The following is a 19,835-nucleotide window of genomic DNA, read 5'->3' as shown; positions in this document are numbered from 1 at the left end:
AATATATTGAATTTGCAAGGATTTGTAGGACGGATAAGGCGTTCACGCCGCATCCGGCATGAACAAAGCGCACTTTGCCAACAATCTAAATCTGTTTAATTGCCGGATGTCAGACATCCGGCAATTATCATCACTTCTTCATCTGCGACAAAATCGTCCGACACTGATTAGCCTCCCCTTCGGAAGGTGAGATCAGCGCCAGCAAGGCCGCAGCTGGCGTCACCAGCGTTGCCAGTGCCGCCGCAACGGCACCTCGGGCAATCAACGGCCCGGCTTTCACCCCAGCCTGCGGATTTTTAAACGTCCCACGCACATACAGTGGCGAACGCAGCGTGATAATCCGAATCCCTTTACTCTCCGGATCAATAGTCAAATCCAGCTGTTCCGAAGCAAAACTTGCCGTGCCGGTAACATTAATCAACGCGTTCTCAGTATCAAAAGCAAAAATCTGCGGACGCGCCACGCCGTTGGCAATATTCAGATTTGCTGCCGCGCAGTTCACCCGCACCTCATCATCACCGAAAATCGCACCGACAATGTAGTTACCGACATTCAGCCCGACAATCTCCATCAGGTTGCGGCTCACCAGCCCGTCATTCATCAACAGTTTCAGGTTACCGTTACTGTTCCCCAAAAGCGCCGCCACTGAGTTACCGCTACCGCGTAGTTCCGCATCACCGTTCATTTCCCCCAGCGTCTTCTGCATCAATTCCACATCCGGCATCAGTTCTTTCAGTTTCAGTCGACGAGCCTGAATATCTGCCCGCCCTTGCATCGGCTTTTTATCGCCTTCCAGATGAATATTCGCCGAAATGCTGCCGCCCGCCATGCCAAATTTCAGCGGTTGCAGGCGTAGGTCAGCGTTTTTGAGGATGATATGGGTAGAAAGATCGCTAATCGGCAGGCTGCTGCCATGCTCAATACGACGGCCTTTGAATCGAACATCGGCATCCATGACGTCCCATTTATCGGTTTCGAAGCGGTCATACGGCAGCACTTTGCCCGCAGGCTGAACGCTTTTTTCGCCCTTCTTCTGTTCAGACCGTTTCGACTTTTCCGCCCCTTTACCGGAATCAACGCCAATTAACGGCCCTAAATCTGCCAGCCGCAGTTGGCGCGACTCGACGTCACCTTCCAGTTTTGGCCGTGGCTTACCGGTGGTGTAGACCAGAGAACCGTGAATATCGCTATCGCCAATACGCCCGTTAAAGCCTCGATAATCAAAGACCGACGATTTTTCCGTGTCGATTTTCGCTACCAACCGACCATCGGTTTCAAACGGTGGGGTATCAGGCAGCAGAACGCCCGTCAGTTCATAGAGATCGCCCAGCGAATCGCCGGAAAATTTAAGCCGTAAATCGACGCCGCCCATTTTCATTGGGTCATTCACTACGCCATCAAAAGCAACACGGGTGTTACCAGAGCGAAAATCAGCCTGTACCGGAAACGGCGTCCCTTCGCCACGCAGCGCCAGCATGCCGCCGATTTTTCCCGTGCCCGTGAGCGGTTCGCCGTTATAACGTCCCTGCGCCTTCAGGCCAAAAACGTAATCGCCCACCTTTTCTTTCTCGTTCTTACCTTTCGATCCGCTGACTTCACTGAACGGCAACGGCTTGCCTAATGGATCGACAAAAATTTCCAGATCCGCTTTGCTTAGTTTGTCATCAATGGCGATCCGCCCTTGATCGAACAGAATATTATCCAGCCGAAACGACCACGCCGACGGCTTTGCATCCGCGTCTTTGTTGTCATCGCTGGCGAGATTAAACGTCCAGTTGTTGTTCTTTTCTGAGAGGCGAATCAGGCGTGCGTCGGGCTTTTCCAGTTTGATCCACGGTAGCCAGACCGTTTTGGTCAGCAGCGCCAGAGGGGCCAGCGTTGCTTCTACCCGTGGCAGATGCACCATTGTGACTTCGGGAATGTCTGGCGGGTTGCCGAGAATGATGTCTTCCGCGTGTACATGGGGCCACGGCACCCAGCTGCGCCAGCCGGTTTCCTGTTTTTGCCGCTCCCATACCACGCCCAGATCGCCACGAATAGCGAACGGGCGATTCAGCTCCGCAGAGACTTTCTGGTTGATGGTCGGTTTGAGTCGATTCCAGTCAAAAGTCGCAATCAAAATGATCGCCACGACGAGCAACAACAAGAAAGCACCTGAAATCGCGGCGGTTATTTTGCCTGCCTTGCTCATAGTTCGCTTCCTCATATTCTTCCTGGGCCAGTCCTAAAGATAGTCCAGCCAGGCGGAAAATGAGGCGGCTACACCACCAGAGCCACCGTATCCAGCGTTTCTATCGGTGCCGGACGCGAAAGAAACCAGCCTTGTGCGGCGAATGCGGGCGAGTTCTGTACATCGCGCCACTCTTCCGGCGTTTCCACGCCCTCGACAATCACCCCGCGACAATAGCGATTCATTAGATGTAAAAGCTGCGAAAAGAGCGTGCGGCCTTCCGGCGACTGGCGCAGCATCACAAACAGTTCGCGAGCGATTTTAATGTAGTCATAACGGACTTCACTGAGCGCGGAGAAATTTGCCATCCCAGTGCCAAAATCATCAAGCCATAGCGGACCAAATTCGCACATCGAGGCAAAGGTTGAATCTTTTGGCAGGCGGATATGTTCTACCAGTTCAAAACGCAGCCAGGGAAGGCGGTCAATCTGACGCAAAATTTCCGGCTGCTGACGTAGGGCGAGAAGTGTCGGACCATCGATATTAACCGATGCCAGCAGGCCATGCTCAACAAAGAACACGGCTTTTTGCGCCAGCAAATCAATCTGTTCTTTCACCACATCCATACGATGTCTGATGGTGATTTCAGCAAAATAACGATCCGGCGGCAGTCGTTGCGAAGGATCCTCGGGATGGGTAACGACCGTTAATAGCTCTACGGCCATCAACCGACCGGATGTCTGGTAAATCGGTTGCCAGGTGTAAGCACGTTCACACTGCAACCAAAAGCGTCGTTCCTGCAAGCTTTCGATACTTGCTTCAGGATGGCTTATTCGCTGAATAACCTGCCTTATCATCGAAGATGTCCTGTGTTTAAAAGTGATGCTGCCCGGACTCGACAAATGTTATCGGCGCGCAACGCCAGAACTTTACCGCCCGAAGCGGCTAAATTTGCCCGTCCTGCGGCGAAATCTTCCAGGAATACGTTCTGGCTCAAAAAAATAATGGAACAGTGTTTTAATATAGTTGACCAACAAACCACCACAGCGCAAACTAACGCTAATTTTTTTACAGATCAGGTTCACGACTATGTCCAAAAAGATTGCCGTGATTGGCGAATGCATGATTGAGCTTTCCGAGAAAGGCGCAGACGTTAAGCGCGGTTTCGGCGGCGATACCCTGAACACCTCCGTCTACATCGCCCGTCAGGTCGATTCTGCGGCATTAACCGTTCATTACGTGACGGCGCTGGGAACGGACAGTTTTAGTCAGCAGATGTTGGACGCCTGGCACGGCGAGAACGTTGATACTTCCCTGACCCAACGGATGGAAAACCGCCTGCCGGGCCTTTACTACATTGAAACCGATGACACTGGCGAACGTACGTTCTACTACTGGCGTAACGAAGCCGCGGCCAAATTCTGGCTGGAAAGCGAGCAGTCAGCGGCGATTTGCGCAGAGCTGGCGAAATTCGATTATCTCTACCTTAGCGGGATTAGCCTGGCGATTTTAAGCCCAACCAGCCGCGAAAAACTGCTTTCCCTGCTGCGCGAATGCCGCGCCAATGGCGGAAAAGTGATTTTCGACAATAACTACCGTCCGCGCCTGTGGGCCAGCAAAGAAGAGACGCAGCAGGTGTATCAGCAAATGCTGGAATGCACGGATATCGCCTTCCTGACGCTGGACGACGAAGACGCGCTGTGGGGTCAACAACCGGTGGAAGACGTCATTGCGCGCACCCATAACGCAGGCGTGAAAGAAGTGGTGGTGAAACGCGGGGCGGATTCTTGCCTGGTGTCCATTGCAGGTGAAGCGTTAGTTGATGTTCCGGCGGTGAAACTGCCGAAAGAGAAAGTGATCGACACCACTGCTGCGGGTGACTCTTTCAGCGCCGGTTATCTGGCAGTACGTTTGACGGGCGGCAGTGCGGAAGACGCGGCGAAACGCGGGCATTTAACTGCAAGTACCGTTATTCAGTATCGCGGCGCGATTATCCCGCGTGAGGCGATGCCAGCGTAAAAGCAGCATATGCAAGGCTGGATAAAGTGTTACTCCTCTATCCAGCTCTTCCATAAATACCTGATGGTTGTGCTAACTCATCACCATCAGGCATTACTGCGCGGGTGGAATGTCCGAAACTTCAGGATGGACGTCATCCGTGGCAACAGATGTGGCGGCAGCCGCAGTCGATGGGGCCATGATTTGATCCCAGGCCGCCTGCAACGCTTTCATGTTAAATTCCGGCTCGCCTTTCGGCTGCAGCAGTATTAACGCCATATCATTCGACAACTGCTGGCGCAGATCCTGATTTAACATCTCCACCGTCAGGCTGTTAAGGAAATCCTGGCGCAGTTTCTGATATTGCTCCGGTGCGATATCGACAACCTGATTTTGCAACGAACGCATCCGCTGGCCCATCAGAATATCGGTATCAGCTCGCGCATAGGCAGCAAACAATTTCTGCAGCTCCAGTTTCTTTTGCGCAACCAGAGCGTTGAACTCTTCTTCCGGCAGACCTTTGTCACGAACTTTCGCCAGCTCACGCGCCACCAGATTAAGGTTGCTGTTCAGCTTGTCGTTTGGTGACTCGATGTTGATGGCACACTGCGCACGCAGATACAGCACACGGCAGTCAAATCCAAGACCAATGTCTTTACTGTTACTGGCGCTTAATGCTTGCTGAACGTGCCAGAACAGCGCCTCACGGGCCAGGTCCGCACGCCAGTAGCGCAGCAGTGCGGCTGATTCACGAATCGGCTGCCACGGCGTATCCCACATGATGGATAACCGGTCCTGACGTACCGCATCGGTCATAATACTCACCGCTTCCGCACGCAGAGGAGAAAGCGTCGGCACCGGAGCCGGTGTTTCACGTTTGCCTTTCAGTTCGCCAAACGTTTTGTTGATTTGGTCTACAACCGAGCGCGCATCAACGTTCCCCACCACCAGCAGCGTCATTGCATCCGGGGTGTACCATTTCTGGTAGAAGTCTTTAATCTTTTCCGCTTCAACGGGTTGTTTCAGCGGATCAGCAGGATCGTGACCTAACAAGGTTGATCCTTTCAGACGATAGCGCCACCAGCCTTCTTTGGTGTCGGCAGGCCAGGTTGCCACCATGTCCTGACTTTGCAGCGCGTGGTTGATGGTTTCTGGTGTGATGGTCAGTTTGCCACTGGCATTTGCCAGATAAGAGAGCGCCTCTTTCAGCAAGTCGTTGCGGTTATTTGGCAGACTAAGATTAAACAGCGTGGTGTCGTAAGAGACGATCACCGGCGGCATCGGGCGCTTAGGGTCGATCCCCTGTTGCCACAGTGAACGTGCCTGTGCCGCTTCAAGGCCACCGCTTTGCGTCAGCGCGATGCGGGGAATGGCATGACTATAACCGCTCTGTTGGGTACTTTCGGCGAGCGAACCGGTATTAACCAGCAGGCGAATTTCAACACGATCGCTGGGACGCTGGGGCGTGGTCAGCACTTGCCACTGTAAACCGTTGGAGAGCGTCCCCTGTTGCCATGCTGGATCAGGCTGGAGCGCATCTGCCTGCACATAGCCAGCAGTGGCCATCATCAGCAAACCGCCCGCTAAAAGTCGAATTTTTGTGCCCTGCATGTGAACCCCTGATCAACTATCCTGGTAATAAAAAACTGCCCGTTGTCGGCCAGTCTAAATGACATTGAAAACACTTCGTGTTAGACCGCAAGAATATAAAAATGTCACGGAAGAAGTGAAATAAACCTGAACTCACCCAGGTGGTAAGTTCAGGCACAGGGGGCAATTATGCGCAAACACCCGCACTCGGGGAAGGGAGTGCGGGCATAAGTGGTGAGATTAAGAGGATAATTCGTGCGTTTTGCCTTCCGGCGCACGATTATTCAGCACATCGTCCAGTTTTTTGTGGTCCAGTTCTTTAACCCACTTAGCGACCACGATGGTTGCTACACCGTTACCGACCAGGTTAGTCAGCGCACGAGCTTCCGACATGAAGCGGTCAATACCGAGGATCAGCGCCAGACCCGCCACCGGCAAATGGCCTACGGCTGAAAGCGTCGCCGCCAGCACGATAAAGCCACTGCCCGTTACCCCTGCCGCCCCTTTAGAAGAAAGCAGCAACACGATTAACAGCGTGATTTGGTGGACGATATCCATCTGACTGTTAGTGGCCTGGGCAATAAATACCGCCGCCATCGTCAGGTATATCGATGTGCCATCAAGGTTAAACGAGTAGCCTGTCGGGATGACCAACCCCACCACCGATTTCCGGCAGCCGAGTTTTTCCATCTTGTCGAGCATACGTGGCAGCGCCGATTCGGAAGACGATGTTCCCAACACAATCAGCAGTTCTTCACGAATGTAGCGGATAAATTTGAAGATACTGAAACCGGTCGCTTTAGCGATTGAACCCAGTACCAGCACCACAAACAGGATACAGGTGATGTAGAAGCAGATAATCAGCTGCCCCAGCTGCACCAGTGTTCCGACGCCGTATTTACCGATGGTAAATGCCATCGCCCCGAACGCCCCAATCGGTGCCAGGCGCATGATCATATTGATGATGCCGAAGATGACCTGCGAGAAACTTTCGATCACGTTAAAAATCAGTTGGCCTTTGCTGCCCAGACGGTGCAGCGCAAAACCAAACAGTACGGCAAACAGCAGCACCTGCAGGATGTTACCGCTGGCAAACGCGCCAATGACGCTCGCCGGGATGACATCCATAATGAAGGCGACAATGCCCTGGTCTTTCGCCTGCGCGGCGTAAACGGCTACCGCTTTCGCATCCAGACTCGCCGGATCGACGTTCATTCCAGCACCTGGCTGGACAACGTTAACGATAATAAGACCAATAATCAGCGCGATGGTACTGACTATCTCAAAGTAAAGCAGTGCGACTGCGCCGGTACGACCGACCGCCTTCATGCTTTCCATGCCCGCAATGCCAGTGACGACAGTACAAAAGATGACGGGAGCGATGATCATCTTAATGAGCTTAACGAATCCGTCGCCAAGCGGTTTCATTTGCTCGCCTATTTCAGGGTAGAAATGGCCAAGGAGAATACCAATGGCTATCGCTGTCAGGACCTGAAAGTAAAGGCTTTTAAACAGAGAGGTTTTCATAGGGTGTCCTTTAGTAAAACCACAGGTCTTGTAAGGTTATGGGGTACCTGCGGCCTTAAAATAACACCCAGACAACATCACAGAAATGTACCTGGATCATAATTGAAACAAAAATGTTAAAAAGTTTGAGCTGGCTCGCACAAACCAGCACTTTTTAAAGTTTTGTAATCAGTTTGGGGTAGCTATTTTTCTTCCAGGTAACTTTCTTCGAAGATTTCAATGGGAAGTGGACGTGCAAAAAGGAAGCCCTGGGCAATTCCAACGCCCGCCTTTGCCAACCAGTCACGTTGTGCTTCTGTCTCTACGCCTTCAGCAATGATTTGCAGATTCAGGCTTTTCGCCAACATGATAATCGCGGCAATCATGCTGCTATCTTCCGGCAAACCATCAATGAACATTTTGTCGATTTTCAAAACGTCCACCGGGAGAGATTTCATATGCTGCAACTGACGCAACCCTGAATAGCCCATACCGAAATCATCCAGCGCCACCTGTACTCCGGCGTTGCGCAGCGGACGAAGGATTGCCACCGCCGCGTGAGGGTCATCAATGCGTCGGCTTTCTGTCACTTCCAGAATCAGCGTTCCTGGCTGAACACGATAGCGCGTTAGCAGTTCCAGCATATCCGCCACCATATTCGGGTGCATCAGTTGCAGAGCTGAGATGTTCACCGATAATGGCAGCATAATGCCGCGCTCCTGCCAGGCGGCAAGCAGTCGGCATGACTCTTCCAGCACCCAGTGACCGACGGTAACCATCAGTCCACAAGACTCAATACGATCAATTAACCCATCCGGTAGGTCCCAACTCCCATCCGGTTGCTGGATACGCAATAACACTTCCGCGCTGACTAATTTACCGCTGGTCATCTCAACTTGTGGTTGTAACCAAATCGCAAACTGATGATTTTCAAGAGCATTAAGGATATCGCTCTCTTCCGTCAGCCGCTGTTGAGCGGCTTCCATCTGCTGCGGATCATAGAACTGAATCTGATTCTTCCCTTTATGACGAGCAGTAAACGCCGCAGAAATAGCACGACCATAAAGTTGTTCGGCAGTGATATCGCCATAGAACATCGCCACGCCGATGTTACAGTGTGGGCGCAGTTGAATGCGATCAATCGGCAAAGGCTCGCGCATGATAGTGAGTACTTGCTGACCTAACGTAATAGCGTGCCACGGCTCCTGCACACCGTTGGCGATAACAGCGAAGTCATAGCCACTGACCTGCGCGAGAACCATGCGCGGCGACAGCACCGACTTGAGTTTTTCCACCAGCGTAAGTAGCAGGATTTCCCGCTGCGCCTCTTTCAGCACACCGGCGGTGTCGCGCAGGGTTTCGCAGGTGATAATCATCAGCGCAGTCGTCTGTTTACGCGTCACCACCTGTTCCAGCATCTCCATCAGCAGGGCTTTGTTTGGCAAGTCCGACACCGGGAAGCGCATCGCGTTTTCGATCTGCTCTTCATAATGGCGCTGCAACAGTTGCTGGTTAAGGTTATAACTGCGCACCAGCATGCCTATTTCATCGTCCTGATGCAGACGCGGCAGCGCCAGCTGATGGCCGATAATCTCTTGCGGTGGAATGGCGTTCAGCTCACGAGCAATATTGCGTAAAGGATGTAATATCAGTCGGTTAATACACCAGCTAATCGCTACTGTCAGGATGAGCGATAAAAGTAAGTAAATGGTCACTAACGTTGAGAGCGTACTCATCACGAACTTATACATGCGGAAGGAATCCGCCTGTAACACCAGATAGGCAATCGGTTGTGGGTTTGCCGGGCGCTCCAGCGAGTAGACGCCCAGCGAGATTTGCACCGGTAGTTCGAGCAGTCGGGTAACCATTACCGGCACCGGGCGTTCAGGAATAAAACTTTTACGCAGCGCCTGAAACTGGTTAGGCAGCACCACATCTGCGCGGCTGACCACGCCCGCAGGTTTGATGCTGGAGAGAATGGCCTCCGCCTGGGGAATATCCCCTTTGAGGATGGCTGAGGACAAGGGTTCGCGGACAGAACGAGCAATGCTTTCCAGTTGCGTAGCCGTGTTATAGCGATTCTGCTGTACCAGGTGGAACAGCAAAACGGTGCAAAAAACAAAGACAAACACCAGGACAACGGCCGCCACCATTGCCATCTGCTTGATTGTTAACGAACGACTAACGCGCAAATTATCTCTCCCCCGGAAATCCCAGACTGCCGCCCGAGTATACCCGATCGCAGCGGCATTAAGAGAGGCGCTATCTGAAAACTTACCAGTCGGCGTAAGGTATCAGCGGCTGTGGCGGTAAATCCATATCGCCCTGCCATCCGGCGGCAGAATACCGTACGTAGAGCAGGAAATGGCTTGGCGCATAATCTTTCGCCTGTTGGATATCAATCGCCGTGCCGACAAACCAGTTGGATGTGACGCGTCGTTCAAGTAACGCTCGCGCCGTATAGCCAAAGCCCTGGCTGCTACCGCCACCATTGGTCTGGTCAGCGGCGTCGTCTTTCCAGTCATTCGGAATCAGGTTCATCAGCGGATAACGCGGCATGGTTTTAGTGCGCGAGTGCGACCATGAGCCAGACGCGCCCAGCTCCCATGACCAGTTTTCCGTGCGCTCACGCCACATCACCGGTACGGCAAACGACAGATACTCCTGCGGGCTGTAGTAGCCGCCCTGCCCAAGTGAGTACCCACTCAGGTCTTTGTCGTAATGCCAGATCATGTTGTTCAGGCCGATAGTGACGCGACGATTATTCTGGTTGATGACTTTATAGTAATAGCCCGTCATCCAGCGCACGCGCCAGTTATCTTCGACATTTTTGCCGGTTAACTGGTCACCGCTAAGTGATGCCCAGACGCCGTTTGCCTCGCCTTTATCATAGCTCAGACTTAACCCCACACCATCGGCACGTACGCCGCCCCATTTTTTCCCGGTATTGCTCGGAGAGTCTTTCTGTCCGCCGAAGGCAAGTAATGAACTGGAAATAGGTCGGCGATGGGCGTTAACGGTGTAACCAAGCGGCCCGATATCATCGCTGTAACTGACGCCGCCGACTACGTCCACGACGTTGAAGCCCATCGGCGTAGTGCCAATATCCCAACTCCAGACGTCATTTCGCCAGCCGACTGCCACGCTTGCGCCAGAATCCGACTGGCTGCGATTACCACTACAGTCCTGCAACGTACAGGTACCCCAGTTGTTATCCCATTTGCCCTCAGCATCGGCGGAAAAACTGCCGACATTCATATTGACGAAATCGCTGCGGAAGAACATTCGCCCGTCCGCATATGGCGCATCTACCTGCAACATGGTGGTGTGCGCTTTCAGATCGGAGTATCCGCCAGTGCCGCTCGATCCCCAGTAGTCGTGCTCCAGGGTGACGTTAAGATCCTGCTGACGATAGAGGTCCGCCGCATCGCTACGTACGCCGCGTTTCAGCCAGTCATCTTTCTCGTCGTTGCGGGTCAGTCGGGTAAAGGTGTCGTTATCCTGCGGACGCGTCGTGGTCACACCGGATGCGACCATCGCGTCTTTGTAGGTTTCCAGCGCCTGCTTTGGATCGCCCGCCTGTGCTTCAAACTTCGCACCATCGCGCAGTACCATCGCGCTTTCCATCGACGGTGGCTGAGATTTTGCCTGTGGGATCAGCTTGTTAAATGTCTGCTGCGCCGCTGCGGTATCGCCAAGCTGCGCCTGCGCCAGCGCCACGCGCCGCTGAGTGTTCAGAGAGACGTTATCGGTGGCGGGCAGTTTCGCCAGTTGGCTACGTGCCGCCGCGTTGTCACCGGCTGCGATGTCCACTTCCGTCAGACCCAGGATGGCGTCGGCGTTAGTTGGCTCGCGCGTCAAAACGTTCTGATAAGCCGCGCGGGCGGCGGTGTAATCGCGCCGTTGCTGCGCCCAGTCGGCCAGGGTGAGATCAATGCGTGTGGAAGGTGGTTGCTGACGCAGCATCGCTTCCGCTTCGGCTTCTTTGCCGCTTTCACGCAGGCGATTGGCTGTTTCCAGCACCTGATCGCTTTGCAGTCGGTTCACCAGTTCATGAATATTGCTGTTCCACTGCGCGCGCGGCAGGCTGTTGATATGCGCCAGTGCCGCCCGGTCCTGATCATGACCGGAGAGATACAGCCCGTAGGCGTAAACCTGCTCCGGGTCGTTCGGCTTCTGCTGCGCCAGATTGCGCATCAGAGTATCAGCCTGGCTGCGTTGTCCGGCCTGCCAGAGATCCTGCGAAAGTCGGTAAGTAATCCACACACTGCCGGGGTCCAGTGCCAGTCGCTGGCGCTGAAGTGCTGCTGCTTGCGCCCATTTGCCCTGTTTTTCCAGCGCTTCGGCCTGCTGTGACAAACGGTCGTTTTGCAGACTACGTTCAATATCGTCAACGCTGCGCCGCTGGCTGGCAGAGAGCGAGGCAATAAATGCTTCAGCCTTTTCCGGCGATTGCTGGCGATAAAGATTCGCCAGACCGCGCACGGCGTTGGTGTTGCCGCTGTCCATCCGCAGCGTCTGCTGATAATAACGTTCGGCTGCAGGGTAATCTTTGCGCGCCATCGCCACATCACCCAGCCCCAGCACCGCATAGCTGTCAGTATTATCTACATTGCGCGCCTGCTGGAATAACCGTTCCGCTTGATCAGGATTGTTTGCTTTAAGCGCGGCATCGCCCTGTTGGATCGCCAGCCAATAACGGTTCACTTTCAGCAGGCTGTTCCATTTGTCGTTGTTGCTGCTGTGCGGGTCCAGCGCGAGGGCTTTCTCCAGATTCGCCACCGCATTGGCGCGATCGCCTTTCTGGGAATACGCCTGGCCCAGCGCCCCCAGCGCTTCACTGTCTTTCGGGTTAGCACGCACCGCCAGTTGCAACTCGGGGATGGCTTTACCCGCCATACCTGAATCCACCGCCGCTAAACCTTGCGCACGGGCACGGAAAGCAGGATCGGCCAGTTGTTTTTGTTGTTCTGCCAGTTGCGATTGTGCAGCAGCCACGTTGTCGCCATCGCTAAATATTGAGAGATATTTTTTCAGCGCCTGCACGCTGGCATCGCTGACAGGCATGTCTTTAATCTGCCCGTACCAGATTTTAGAGGCACCATCACGACCGGCGTTAGATTTCGCCATCTGCTCCAGCACCGCAAAACCTTCGTCACGGCGATCGCTGCTAAACAGCAATAGCGCCAGATTGTTTTGCAGGCCCGTGTTGCCCGGCGTATCCGCATTGATGCGTTTTAGCTGATTAATCGCTTCGCCACGGCGAGCCGGAATTTTCGCCACGGTACTCCAGTACTCGACGGCAATGTCACCTTCCGGCGGCGCCCCGTTGAACAGTTTGTTGTAACCTGCCACGGCTTCTTCCGCATGCCCGGTGGTGGCCTGCAATCGTGCCTGTTGCAGTGCCTGGCGACCATCCGGCGTGGAAAGTAACATCGTGGTCCGCGACGATTTGTAAGCGTTTGAACTCGGCGCTAATTGCGACAATCGGTCGAGTTGTTTTTGCGCCCCATCAACATCACCCTGCCGTAACAGAGAGCGAAAACGGGCAGCAACGACGTCCGGGTTATTCGGATCAATAAGTTCCAGACGATACAGCGACTGCTGCACCAGGTCTTCGCGGTGAGTCGCTTCGCCAACTCGTACCTGCTCCAGTAACTGTTGCTGGGCGGTTGGCGCCGCCTCGACCATCGGCATCACAGCCAGACCGAGGGAAAGTGTGAGGATGTTTAGTGTGAATTTGCGCATTCCTGGCCCCAGTCAGGCAATAACTCACCTTTTGTCGAGAAGCGGAAACGGTGTTGATCCCAGCCTTGTCCGAACAGGGTCAGCACATAATTGTAATAGGCATCGCTGCCAGGAAAGTTATCTGCCACACGCTGGCGCTGTACAGCCTGCGCGTCACGGTCCTGAAGAAACGGCAACATAGCCGCAGAAAAACCTACCGGCCCTTGCCCCTGCGCTTTACCCGTAGCGACATCAACTTTCTCCGGCGGATAGCCGTTCTTCTCAGTAAATGTCGCCATCGGTTTAAAACGCGCTAACAGCCGTGCTTTTTGCGGATCAGTATCTGGCATCATGCCGACCCACATATAAACGCGAATGGCGTCATAGCTGCTGATCAGCGTTTTTTCAGCTTTCAGCTGCCAGCCTTTATCTTTTTCATAACGCACCCAGTCAGGCGAAAAACCTTTCGGTGCAGTTTCCAGCAGCAAACGTTGATTCGTTTCGCGCAACGTAGTCCAGGGCGCGCCAAAGCGGGTGAAATACTGTGCCAGCGTCGGTGGTAGATAACTCGGGTTCAAACGCCAGGAGTTATTCTCGGCAAAGCCCACTTTGCCTGGTAACAGCATCGACCCCAGCCCCGGCACCGTCACCACTTCCTCTTGCGCAATGCGTTTTAACAATGCGCTGCCGATGTCGGTATAACGTTGTTCTTTCCACAAGCGGCCCGCCTCAAGCAACGACCAGGCCATCCAGATATCACCATCAGAGGCCGAATTGCTGTCCAGCACTTCCCACTTACTGTTCTCTTTTTTGCCCCACAGCCAGGCAGGCAAATGTTCGTTTAAGGCCCCCTGAGCAAGATTGTTCTGGGTCCAGTCAAGTAGGTTGTCAAATGTCGCACGATCATTAGCCGCCAGGGCAAAGAACATGCCGTAGCTTTGCCCTTCAGAGGTGGTAATTTTGCGTGCGTCACTGGGGTCAATGACGCGCCCTTCCTGACTGATGTAATCCTTTTTGAACTGCTCCCAGGCAGGCCAGTTGCAGGCTGCCGGAACACTGAAGGCAGCCAACAGCAGCATCGTCACGATCCCACTACGCAAAACTTTCATCATCGATTACTCATTATCCGGATTAAGACGACGACGGCTGATGATGCGCAGCAGACGCCACAGTACCCAGGCCAGCAGCACCACGCTGATTGCCGCCAGTATCGCCAGCAGAATCGGATGGTTCGCCAGTGCGTACCATAAACGTTCAAACCACGGCAGATGACCGACGTAATAGACGTCGCCAACGCGCAGGCTGTTAACACCGGACTCGCGAATCACCGCTACGGAACCAAACATAGTGGCGCGTTTACCGCTGTCGTTCACCGCATCGTTAAGCATTTCATAACCGCGTGGGCTATCTGCCAGCAGCGCAATCACGCTGCGCTGGTCGTTATACGGTGACTGGAAGCCAATCACCGCCGCCATCGCACCAGAAGAGGTCAGTGTGGACTGAGTTTCTGCTGCGCGGTCGTTTTCGTCTGGCACAATGCCGGGGAACGGAGTCTGGCGCATCGGCGTTTTCACCCAACTTTCGGTAGCCTGAACCAACAGATCGATCTGCTTGTCATCTTTTAATTTGTCCGGGATACCACCGATGATCATGATGTCGGCATCTTTGCCCTGAATGGCGCTGCCATCATCGGTCACCGTCAGGTTGATCGCCGGGAAGCCCGTCTGTGCACCAATAAAGCCCACGGTATTAAGCAGTGTTTCCATCTGTGCTTCGTTTGGTGTTTTTGGCATCACGGTAATGGTTTGCGACAAATCCGCCATCCGGCTGAACGGGAAGCCCGCATTAGCAAACGCGCGCAGATCCGGCATCGGGATGAAGTGGTAATACTTCGAGAAGTCGATGGTAGAGTCGTCACCAATCACGACGTGATTCTGCACCGGCTGGAAGGTAATACAGTTATCCACCGAACCACCCGGCATTGGGTTCATATACTCAAAATCGAAACGCAACTGGTTGGTCGCCCCCAGTTTCAGCGCCGGAATGGAGACATCGGTTTTACCATCCAGCAAACCTTGCAACACCGGGATCCGCAGCAGCAGGCGGTTCGCCTCCTGTTTACTGCTCAGGTTGAAAGATTGCAGGAACTGGTTGTTCAGGCTGATATCCATCCGCGAGCTGTCTTTCACCGGCGGCATGGTGTAGCGATAGTTGATATCCATATCGATACCGGTGCTGCGCATCAGGTAGAGATCTGGCGGCAAGTTCAGCGAGATGTTAATCGCTGCCGGCTCCAGCCCGCTGGACTGTAACTGTTCTTCATAGGTTTTCAGCTCACCAAAGGTGACCGGACGATCGGTTCGCACCCAGTTTGGCGCATCGTACGGTTTACGCGGCAATAGCGGTTTAACATCGTTCACTACTACGCTGTCGCCACGGAACAGAATGTTACCCTGAGCGATACCTTTCGCTGCCTGCAACAGGTCTTTGTCGTCACGACCAAACACCACCAGCAGTTTGACGTAAGGATTCTCCGGATGGTTGATCATCTCAATCACCGGGGCTTTTACTGCCGGATGATCGCGCAGGAAGTCCGGTCGCTTGTCATTGGTCGCAAAGACAATCGCATTGCGGTCAGGAAGCTGATTGTAGAGTACCGGGAAGTTCTGTCCGCGCCAGCCAGAACGGGAGCCAAACCACGACGCAACAATCGCCGAAGCCTGTTGCAGACCAACATCCGGCGCACCAGCAAAAACTATCGGCAACGTATTGGCACGGTTATCCCTCGGGTCGAAAAACGGAATCGGGAAGTGCGACAGATCATTTTTCACATTCAGTGATTGATACGTCAGATCCAGTCCGCTACTGCGTCCAACATCCAGCCAGAGCGTTGTGCTGGCCGGGTTTTCACAGACATCCTGATAATGACCAACAAACTCCAGCCGCACGCGGTTGAAGTCGGTGATAAACAGCGGATTAATCGGCATTTGCGCCAACGTCTTTTTACCCAACTGCTCTTTGGTCACTGGCAGCACGCCCATCAACTCATCGTTCAGATAGACTTTCAACTGCGACTGTATCGGCAGCAGTGATGGCGACGGCGTATATTCAAGGTTAAGCATCGCCTTCGTCACCACTTCATCACTGCGCATACCAAACTCTATGCTGCCGTTCGGGTTAATGCCACGCAGTACCATGCTACCCGGCGGCGGCGCGATTTGCGCAAAGGTCAGCTTCACATCGCGCGAAGGGCCATTCTGCGCCACGATGGGCGCGTCCGCGCCCTGCACGCCTGGCATCACCTGTCCGACCCGCGGATTTTGCTCCGCCTGGGCAGGCACAGTTGGCTCAGCATTGATCAGTGGTTGCGTCGTCGGTGTCGCCTGCGTCATGAAAGAGGGGAACGCACTCATCCCCATAGCCACTGCACAAATCCAGAATAGTTTTCTTTTCATCGCGTTATCATCATTGTTGAGCCAAAGCCTGATCCGATGGTTGTACCGTTTCGCTCCGCTCCGGGCGACGCGGAATGAACGAAACAACCCAGGAAACCAGAGAAGTCAGCACACGGAAAATGCCCTTCACCGAAGAAGGCGCAAACTCCGCCAGGTGGCGGTAGCCACGGAAGCCGAGCTTCAAAATATCCAGCAGACTTTCCAGCGGCTTATCTTCCGGGTAGCTGTCCTGCCAGAGCGCCCATGTATCCGCACGGGCAAACGTACACTGCACAAAATCGATATGTTGCTGGGTAGTGAGCGGCATCAATTGCAGCCCCACTTCGTTACCCATCACGCGCGCAACCTGAGTCGGGAAGGCATACTCTTGCTGACCGCGTTTGAGCAGCAGATTCACTTTCTGTCCTTCCAGAATCTGCGCCTGACCGTTGATCTTGATCCCCAGGCCGCCGTCAGAGAAGTCCTGAACGGTGCAGGAGAAAAGATGCCCATCTTCCCGGGCAATCGCCGCTGGCATGGTCATCTCAACACGGTGTGAACGACGTACCTGCTTGCTTTCTACCGATACCGCTACTGCGCCGCCGAGAATAATCAGGTTGTAGAACACCCAAACCATACTAACGACCACGGTGAGCATTTCGGTCGGCGGGCCATAGAAGTAACGCCAGATGCCGACAGCAACACCGACCAGGTTGAGTAATACGAGGAAGATGTACGGTCGCGAGATCACCCAGTCGACGTACTCTTCCTCCACCAGACCACCTTTGGCGGTGACGTTAAATTTGCCTTTGTGCGGGTTAATCAGCGCCACCAGCGTCGGCGGAGCGATATACCAGGCGAGCACCGTCTCGTAGATTTCGCTCCAGAAGGAGTGGCGATATTTACCCTGAATCTTCGAGTTGGTCAGGCTGGCGTGAATCATATGCGGCAGCACAAACAGGGCTATCATCAACGCAGGCGCATAAATGATGTAGGCGTGCAGCAGCAGAAACGCCAGCGGCGCGGTCAGGAAGATCAGCCGTGGAATCCCCGACAAGAAGTGGAACATAGCGTTGACGTAGCACAGCCGTTGGGCGAATTTCAGCCCTTTACCGGTAAGCGGGTTATCAAGACGGAAGATTTGCACCATCCCGCGCGCCCAACGGATACGCTGCCCAATGTGCGCCGAAAGGCTTTCAGTCGCCAGCCCCGCCGCCTGGGGAATACGCATATAAGCGGAAGTGTAGCCACGACGGTGTAAACGCAGAGAAGTATGCGCATCTTCAGTCACGGTTTCGACCGCGATGCCGCCAATCTCGTCCAACGGCTTACGACGAATCACCGCACAGGAACCGCAGAAGAAAGTGGCATCCCACATGTCATTACCGTCCTGCACCAGACCGTAGAACAGCGTGCCTTCGTTCGGCGTTTTACGAAAACGCCCCAGGTTGCGTTCGAACGGATCTGGTGAGAAGAAGTGGTGAGGCGTCTGCATCATCGCCAACTGCTTTTCTTTCAGGAACCAGCCCATGGTCATTTGCAGGAACGAGCGTGTGGGAACGTGGTCGCAGTCGAAAATCGACACGAACTCGCCTTTGGCATATTTCAGTGCATTATTGATGTTGCCTGCTTTCGCATGTTCATGCGTCGTTCGGGCGATATATTTCACCCCAACGTTTTGCGCAAACTGGCGAAACTCTTCCCTGCCGCCGTCATCAAGGATCCAGATGTTGAGTTTGTCTTTCGGCCAGTCGATACCCAGCGAAGCATAAATGGTGTTTTTCACCACGCTGAGATCTTCGTTGTAGGTCGGTACAAAGATATCCACCGACGGCCATTGCGACATGTCTTTCGGCAGCGGTACTGGCTGACGATTCAGTGGCCATACCACCTGGAAGTAGCCAAGCACCAGCACAATCCACGCATAAGTTTCCGCAAATAGCAGGATTAAGCCACATACCAGGCTGACCGGATCATCCCAGTTCAACGTCGAGGTATATCGCCACCAGATATAGCGACACGAGACAGTCAGCGACAGCACAATCAACATCAACGCCGAGAAGCGCCCTGGCATACGCCGCACCATTAGCGCCACGCCCCACAGCAACATCAGGAAGATAAATTGCGACAACGGGTTAAAAGGCTGAGTGACGCAAATTAGCGCCAGAATCAGCGAGAAAGTCACAATGACGCCAAGAATAAAACGCCGTGCTCCGGTGCTCAGATGGCCCAGTTCTTTTTTCTCATCAAGATGTTGCGTGTTCTGGCTGACACGCTCTGGCAGTTTGTCCATCCATTGATGGTAACGCCCACGGATATTCTGCAAGCCAGAAAATGCCCGCCAGCGTGGTTTTGGCGTCTCTCTGCGTGAAGCGCCGATCAACAACCAGCAAGTCTGAATGACATAGCGGACCGGATCCAACGGGCGCGGACGCGAAGCGTTGATATGTGGGTAAAGATTTTTATGTTCTGCGCGAATACGCTGCCAGCGCGGGTGTTCAAGCGGAATGAACACCCAGGCCAGGATCAGCCAAAAACAGCCAAGCGTCGCGCTGAAAGCCGATGCGCCGTGACGACGATAATCCCGATAACGCCCGATAAGACGCGCGTTGACCGGCGGGATAAGCAACCACCGGGTCAAGATACTCATGACGCGCTCCCGACTGGCTTTTTCAGACCGGAATAGTTCAACAGGCACCAGTTTGCCAGCGTCAGAACTTCCTCCGCCGCCAGCGCATCACTGCGGTATTCACCTAACGGCTGTTTCGCCGCCAGGCATTCAGCCATCGCTTCATCGCGATGAATCAACATTGGCAGTAACCGGCGCTGGCTTTGCAACCACAACTGGTAAATATCTTCCTGAACCTGGCTGCCAATGCGGAAATCATTAATCAATATATGCGCGCCAGCAGGCAGTGCTTGCTGATGCAGCCGAATATGGCAGTTAGCATCCACTTTAACGATTGCCAGCGAGTGATCGCACAGGCTCAGGATTTGATGCGTTATCTGCGAGGCGTCGCGCGGTAAGTCGATCAAAATCCATTGATAACGCCCACTGGCCTGCAGCTGCTGCAGGCCTTCGCAAATTGCACCCAACTGAGTTTGCCAGTGCTGGGGATTCTCTTGCTCTTCAATGGTTAACTGACCAAAAGGCAGCAGATCGAGCTGCGAGGTATAGCGCATCCCGGCATCTCGCCAGTCCTGACCATCCAGCATGGCTCTGGCCCAGCCCTGACGATGGGTAAAATCAACGTTGAACGACAAGCGCAACAAATTGTCCGGGCAGGCATCAACCACCAGGACATTTTCTCCCAACATTTGCAATGCCCAGGCCAACGCGGCGGTGATGGTTGTTGTACCCACACCTCCCCGCACCCCCTGTAATCCCAGTACGGCCATTCACTACTCCC

General features: G+C 54.0%; 11 protein-coding genes. 1 reads left to right on the top strand and 10 read right to left on the bottom strand.

Going from position 1 to position 19,835, the window contains the following annotated elements; genetic code table 11:
* Positions 1 to 130: 130 nt before the first annotated feature.
* Both AACU94_RS21925 and pdeH read right to left on the bottom strand, forming a co-directional pair.
* Positions 131 to 2,191: an AsmA family protein gene (locus tag AACU94_RS21925; RefSeq protein ID WP_135488610.1), complete on the bottom strand. Its 2,061-nt coding sequence runs from the start codon at positions 2,189 to 2,191 to the stop codon at positions 131 to 133.
* A 68-nt stretch (positions 2,192 to 2,259) separates the two neighbouring features.
* Positions 2,260 to 3,027, bottom strand: coding sequence for a cyclic-guanylate-specific phosphodiesterase (pdeH, locus tag AACU94_RS21920; protein ID WP_130210126.1), 768 nt, complete (start codon positions 3,025 to 3,027; stop codon positions 2,260 to 2,262).
* Between the two features lie 232 nt (positions 3,028 to 3,259).
* Between pdeH and kdgK the strand changes: the two genes are divergently transcribed.
* Entirely contained in the window at positions 3,260 to 4,189 is a 930-nt protein-coding gene (gene kdgK / locus AACU94_RS21915) for a 2-dehydro-3-deoxygluconokinase (protein WP_130216300.1), read from the top strand.
* Positions 4,190 to 4,282: 93 nt separating this feature from the next.
* Here kdgK and AACU94_RS21910 read toward each other — a convergent pair whose 3' ends face one another.
* The 8 genes from AACU94_RS21910 to bcsQ form a co-directional block, all read right to left on the bottom strand.
* Complete coding sequence (locus AACU94_RS21910; protein WP_130216298.1) at positions 4,283 to 5,779, bottom strand: M16 family metallopeptidase; 1,497 nt, start codon at positions 5,777 to 5,779, stop codon at positions 4,283 to 4,285.
* 219 nt (positions 5,780 to 5,998) lie between these two features.
* Positions 5,999 to 7,285: a C4-dicarboxylate transporter DctC gene (gene dctA / locus AACU94_RS21905; protein WP_130216296.1), complete on the bottom strand. Its 1,287-nt coding sequence runs from the start codon at positions 7,283 to 7,285 to the stop codon at positions 5,999 to 6,001.
* 182 nt (positions 7,286 to 7,467) lie between these two features.
* Positions 7,468 to 9,456, bottom strand: a complete 1,989-nt coding sequence (gene hmsP / locus AACU94_RS21900; protein ID WP_135405375.1) for a biofilm formation regulator HmsP — start codon at positions 9,454 to 9,456, stop codon at positions 7,468 to 7,470.
* An 82-nt stretch (positions 9,457 to 9,538) separates the two neighbouring features.
* Positions 9,539 to 13,012: a cellulose synthase complex outer membrane protein BcsC gene (bcsC, locus tag AACU94_RS21895; protein WP_135488609.1), complete on the bottom strand. Its 3,474-nt coding sequence runs from the start codon at positions 13,010 to 13,012 to the stop codon at positions 9,539 to 9,541.
* The gene (gene bcsZ / locus AACU94_RS21890) at positions 12,994 to 14,100 is read right to left on the bottom strand and encodes a cellulose synthase complex periplasmic endoglucanase BcsZ (RefSeq protein ID WP_135488689.1); all 1,107 of its coding nucleotides are present in this window, start codon (positions 14,098 to 14,100) and stop codon (positions 12,994 to 12,996) included. Before bcsZ ends, bcsC begins: the two co-directional genes overlap by 19 nt.
* A 6-nt stretch (positions 14,101 to 14,106) precedes the next feature.
* Positions 14,107 to 16,446, bottom strand: coding sequence for a cellulose biosynthesis cyclic di-GMP-binding regulatory protein BcsB (bcsB, locus tag AACU94_RS21885; protein ID WP_135488608.1), 2,340 nt, complete (start codon positions 16,444 to 16,446; stop codon positions 14,107 to 14,109).
* A 10-nt stretch (positions 16,447 to 16,456) separates the two neighbouring features.
* Positions 16,457 to 19,075, bottom strand: coding sequence for a UDP-forming cellulose synthase catalytic subunit (bcsA, locus tag AACU94_RS21880; RefSeq protein ID WP_135488607.1), 2,619 nt, complete (start codon positions 19,073 to 19,075; stop codon positions 16,457 to 16,459).
* Positions 19,072 to 19,824: a cellulose biosynthesis protein BcsQ gene (bcsQ, locus tag AACU94_RS21875; protein WP_135488606.1), complete on the bottom strand. Its 753-nt coding sequence runs from the start codon at positions 19,822 to 19,824 to the stop codon at positions 19,072 to 19,074. The genes bcsA and bcsQ overlap by 4 nt, the downstream gene beginning before the upstream one ends.
* Positions 19,825 to 19,835: the final 11 nt, after the last annotated feature.

Source organism: Escherichia sp. E4702 (assembly GCF_963883545.1).
GTDB lineage: Bacteria > Pseudomonadota > Gammaproteobacteria > Enterobacterales > Enterobacteriaceae > Escherichia.
The sequence above is the reverse complement of the archived record's forward strand: the minus strand, read 5'-3'. Positions and strand labels throughout refer to the sequence as shown.

What these genes read in the sequence shown, in the direction of transcription:
- AACU94_RS21925 (WP_135488610.1), bottom strand. Translation starts at nt 2,191, where the DNA reads ATGAGCAAGGCAGGCAAAATAACCGCCGCGATTTCAGGTGCTTTCTTG.
- pdeH (WP_130210126.1), bottom strand. Translation starts at nt 3,027, where the DNA reads ATGATAAGGCAGGTTATTCAGCGAATAAGCCATCCTGAAGCAAGTATC.
- kdgK (WP_130216300.1), top strand. Translation starts at nt 3,260, where the DNA reads ATGTCCAAAAAGATTGCCGTGATTGGCGAATGCATGATTGAGCTTTCC.
- AACU94_RS21910 (WP_130216298.1), bottom strand. Translation starts at nt 5,779, where the DNA reads ATGCAGGGCACAAAAATTCGACTTTTAGCGGGCGGTTTGCTGATGATG.
- dctA (WP_130216296.1), bottom strand. Translation starts at nt 7,285, where the DNA reads ATGAAAACCTCTCTGTTTAAAAGCCTTTACTTTCAGGTCCTGACAGCG.
- bcsC (WP_135488609.1), bottom strand. Translation starts at nt 13,012, where the DNA reads ATGCGCAAATTCACACTAAACATCCTCACACTTTCCCTCGGTCTGGCT.
- bcsZ (WP_135488689.1), bottom strand. Translation starts at nt 14,100, where the DNA reads ATGAAAGTTTTGCGTAGTGGGATCGTGACGATGCTGCTGTTGGCTGCC.
- bcsB (WP_135488608.1), bottom strand. Translation starts at nt 16,446, where the DNA reads ATGAAAAGAAAACTATTCTGGATTTGTGCAGTGGCTATGGGGATGAGT.
- bcsA (WP_135488607.1), bottom strand. Translation starts at nt 19,075, where the DNA reads ATGAGTATCTTGACCCGGTGGTTGCTTATCCCGCCGGTCAACGCGCGT.
- bcsQ (WP_135488606.1), bottom strand. Translation starts at nt 19,824, where the DNA reads ATGGCCGTACTGGGATTACAGGGGGTGCGGGGAGGTGTGGGTACAACA.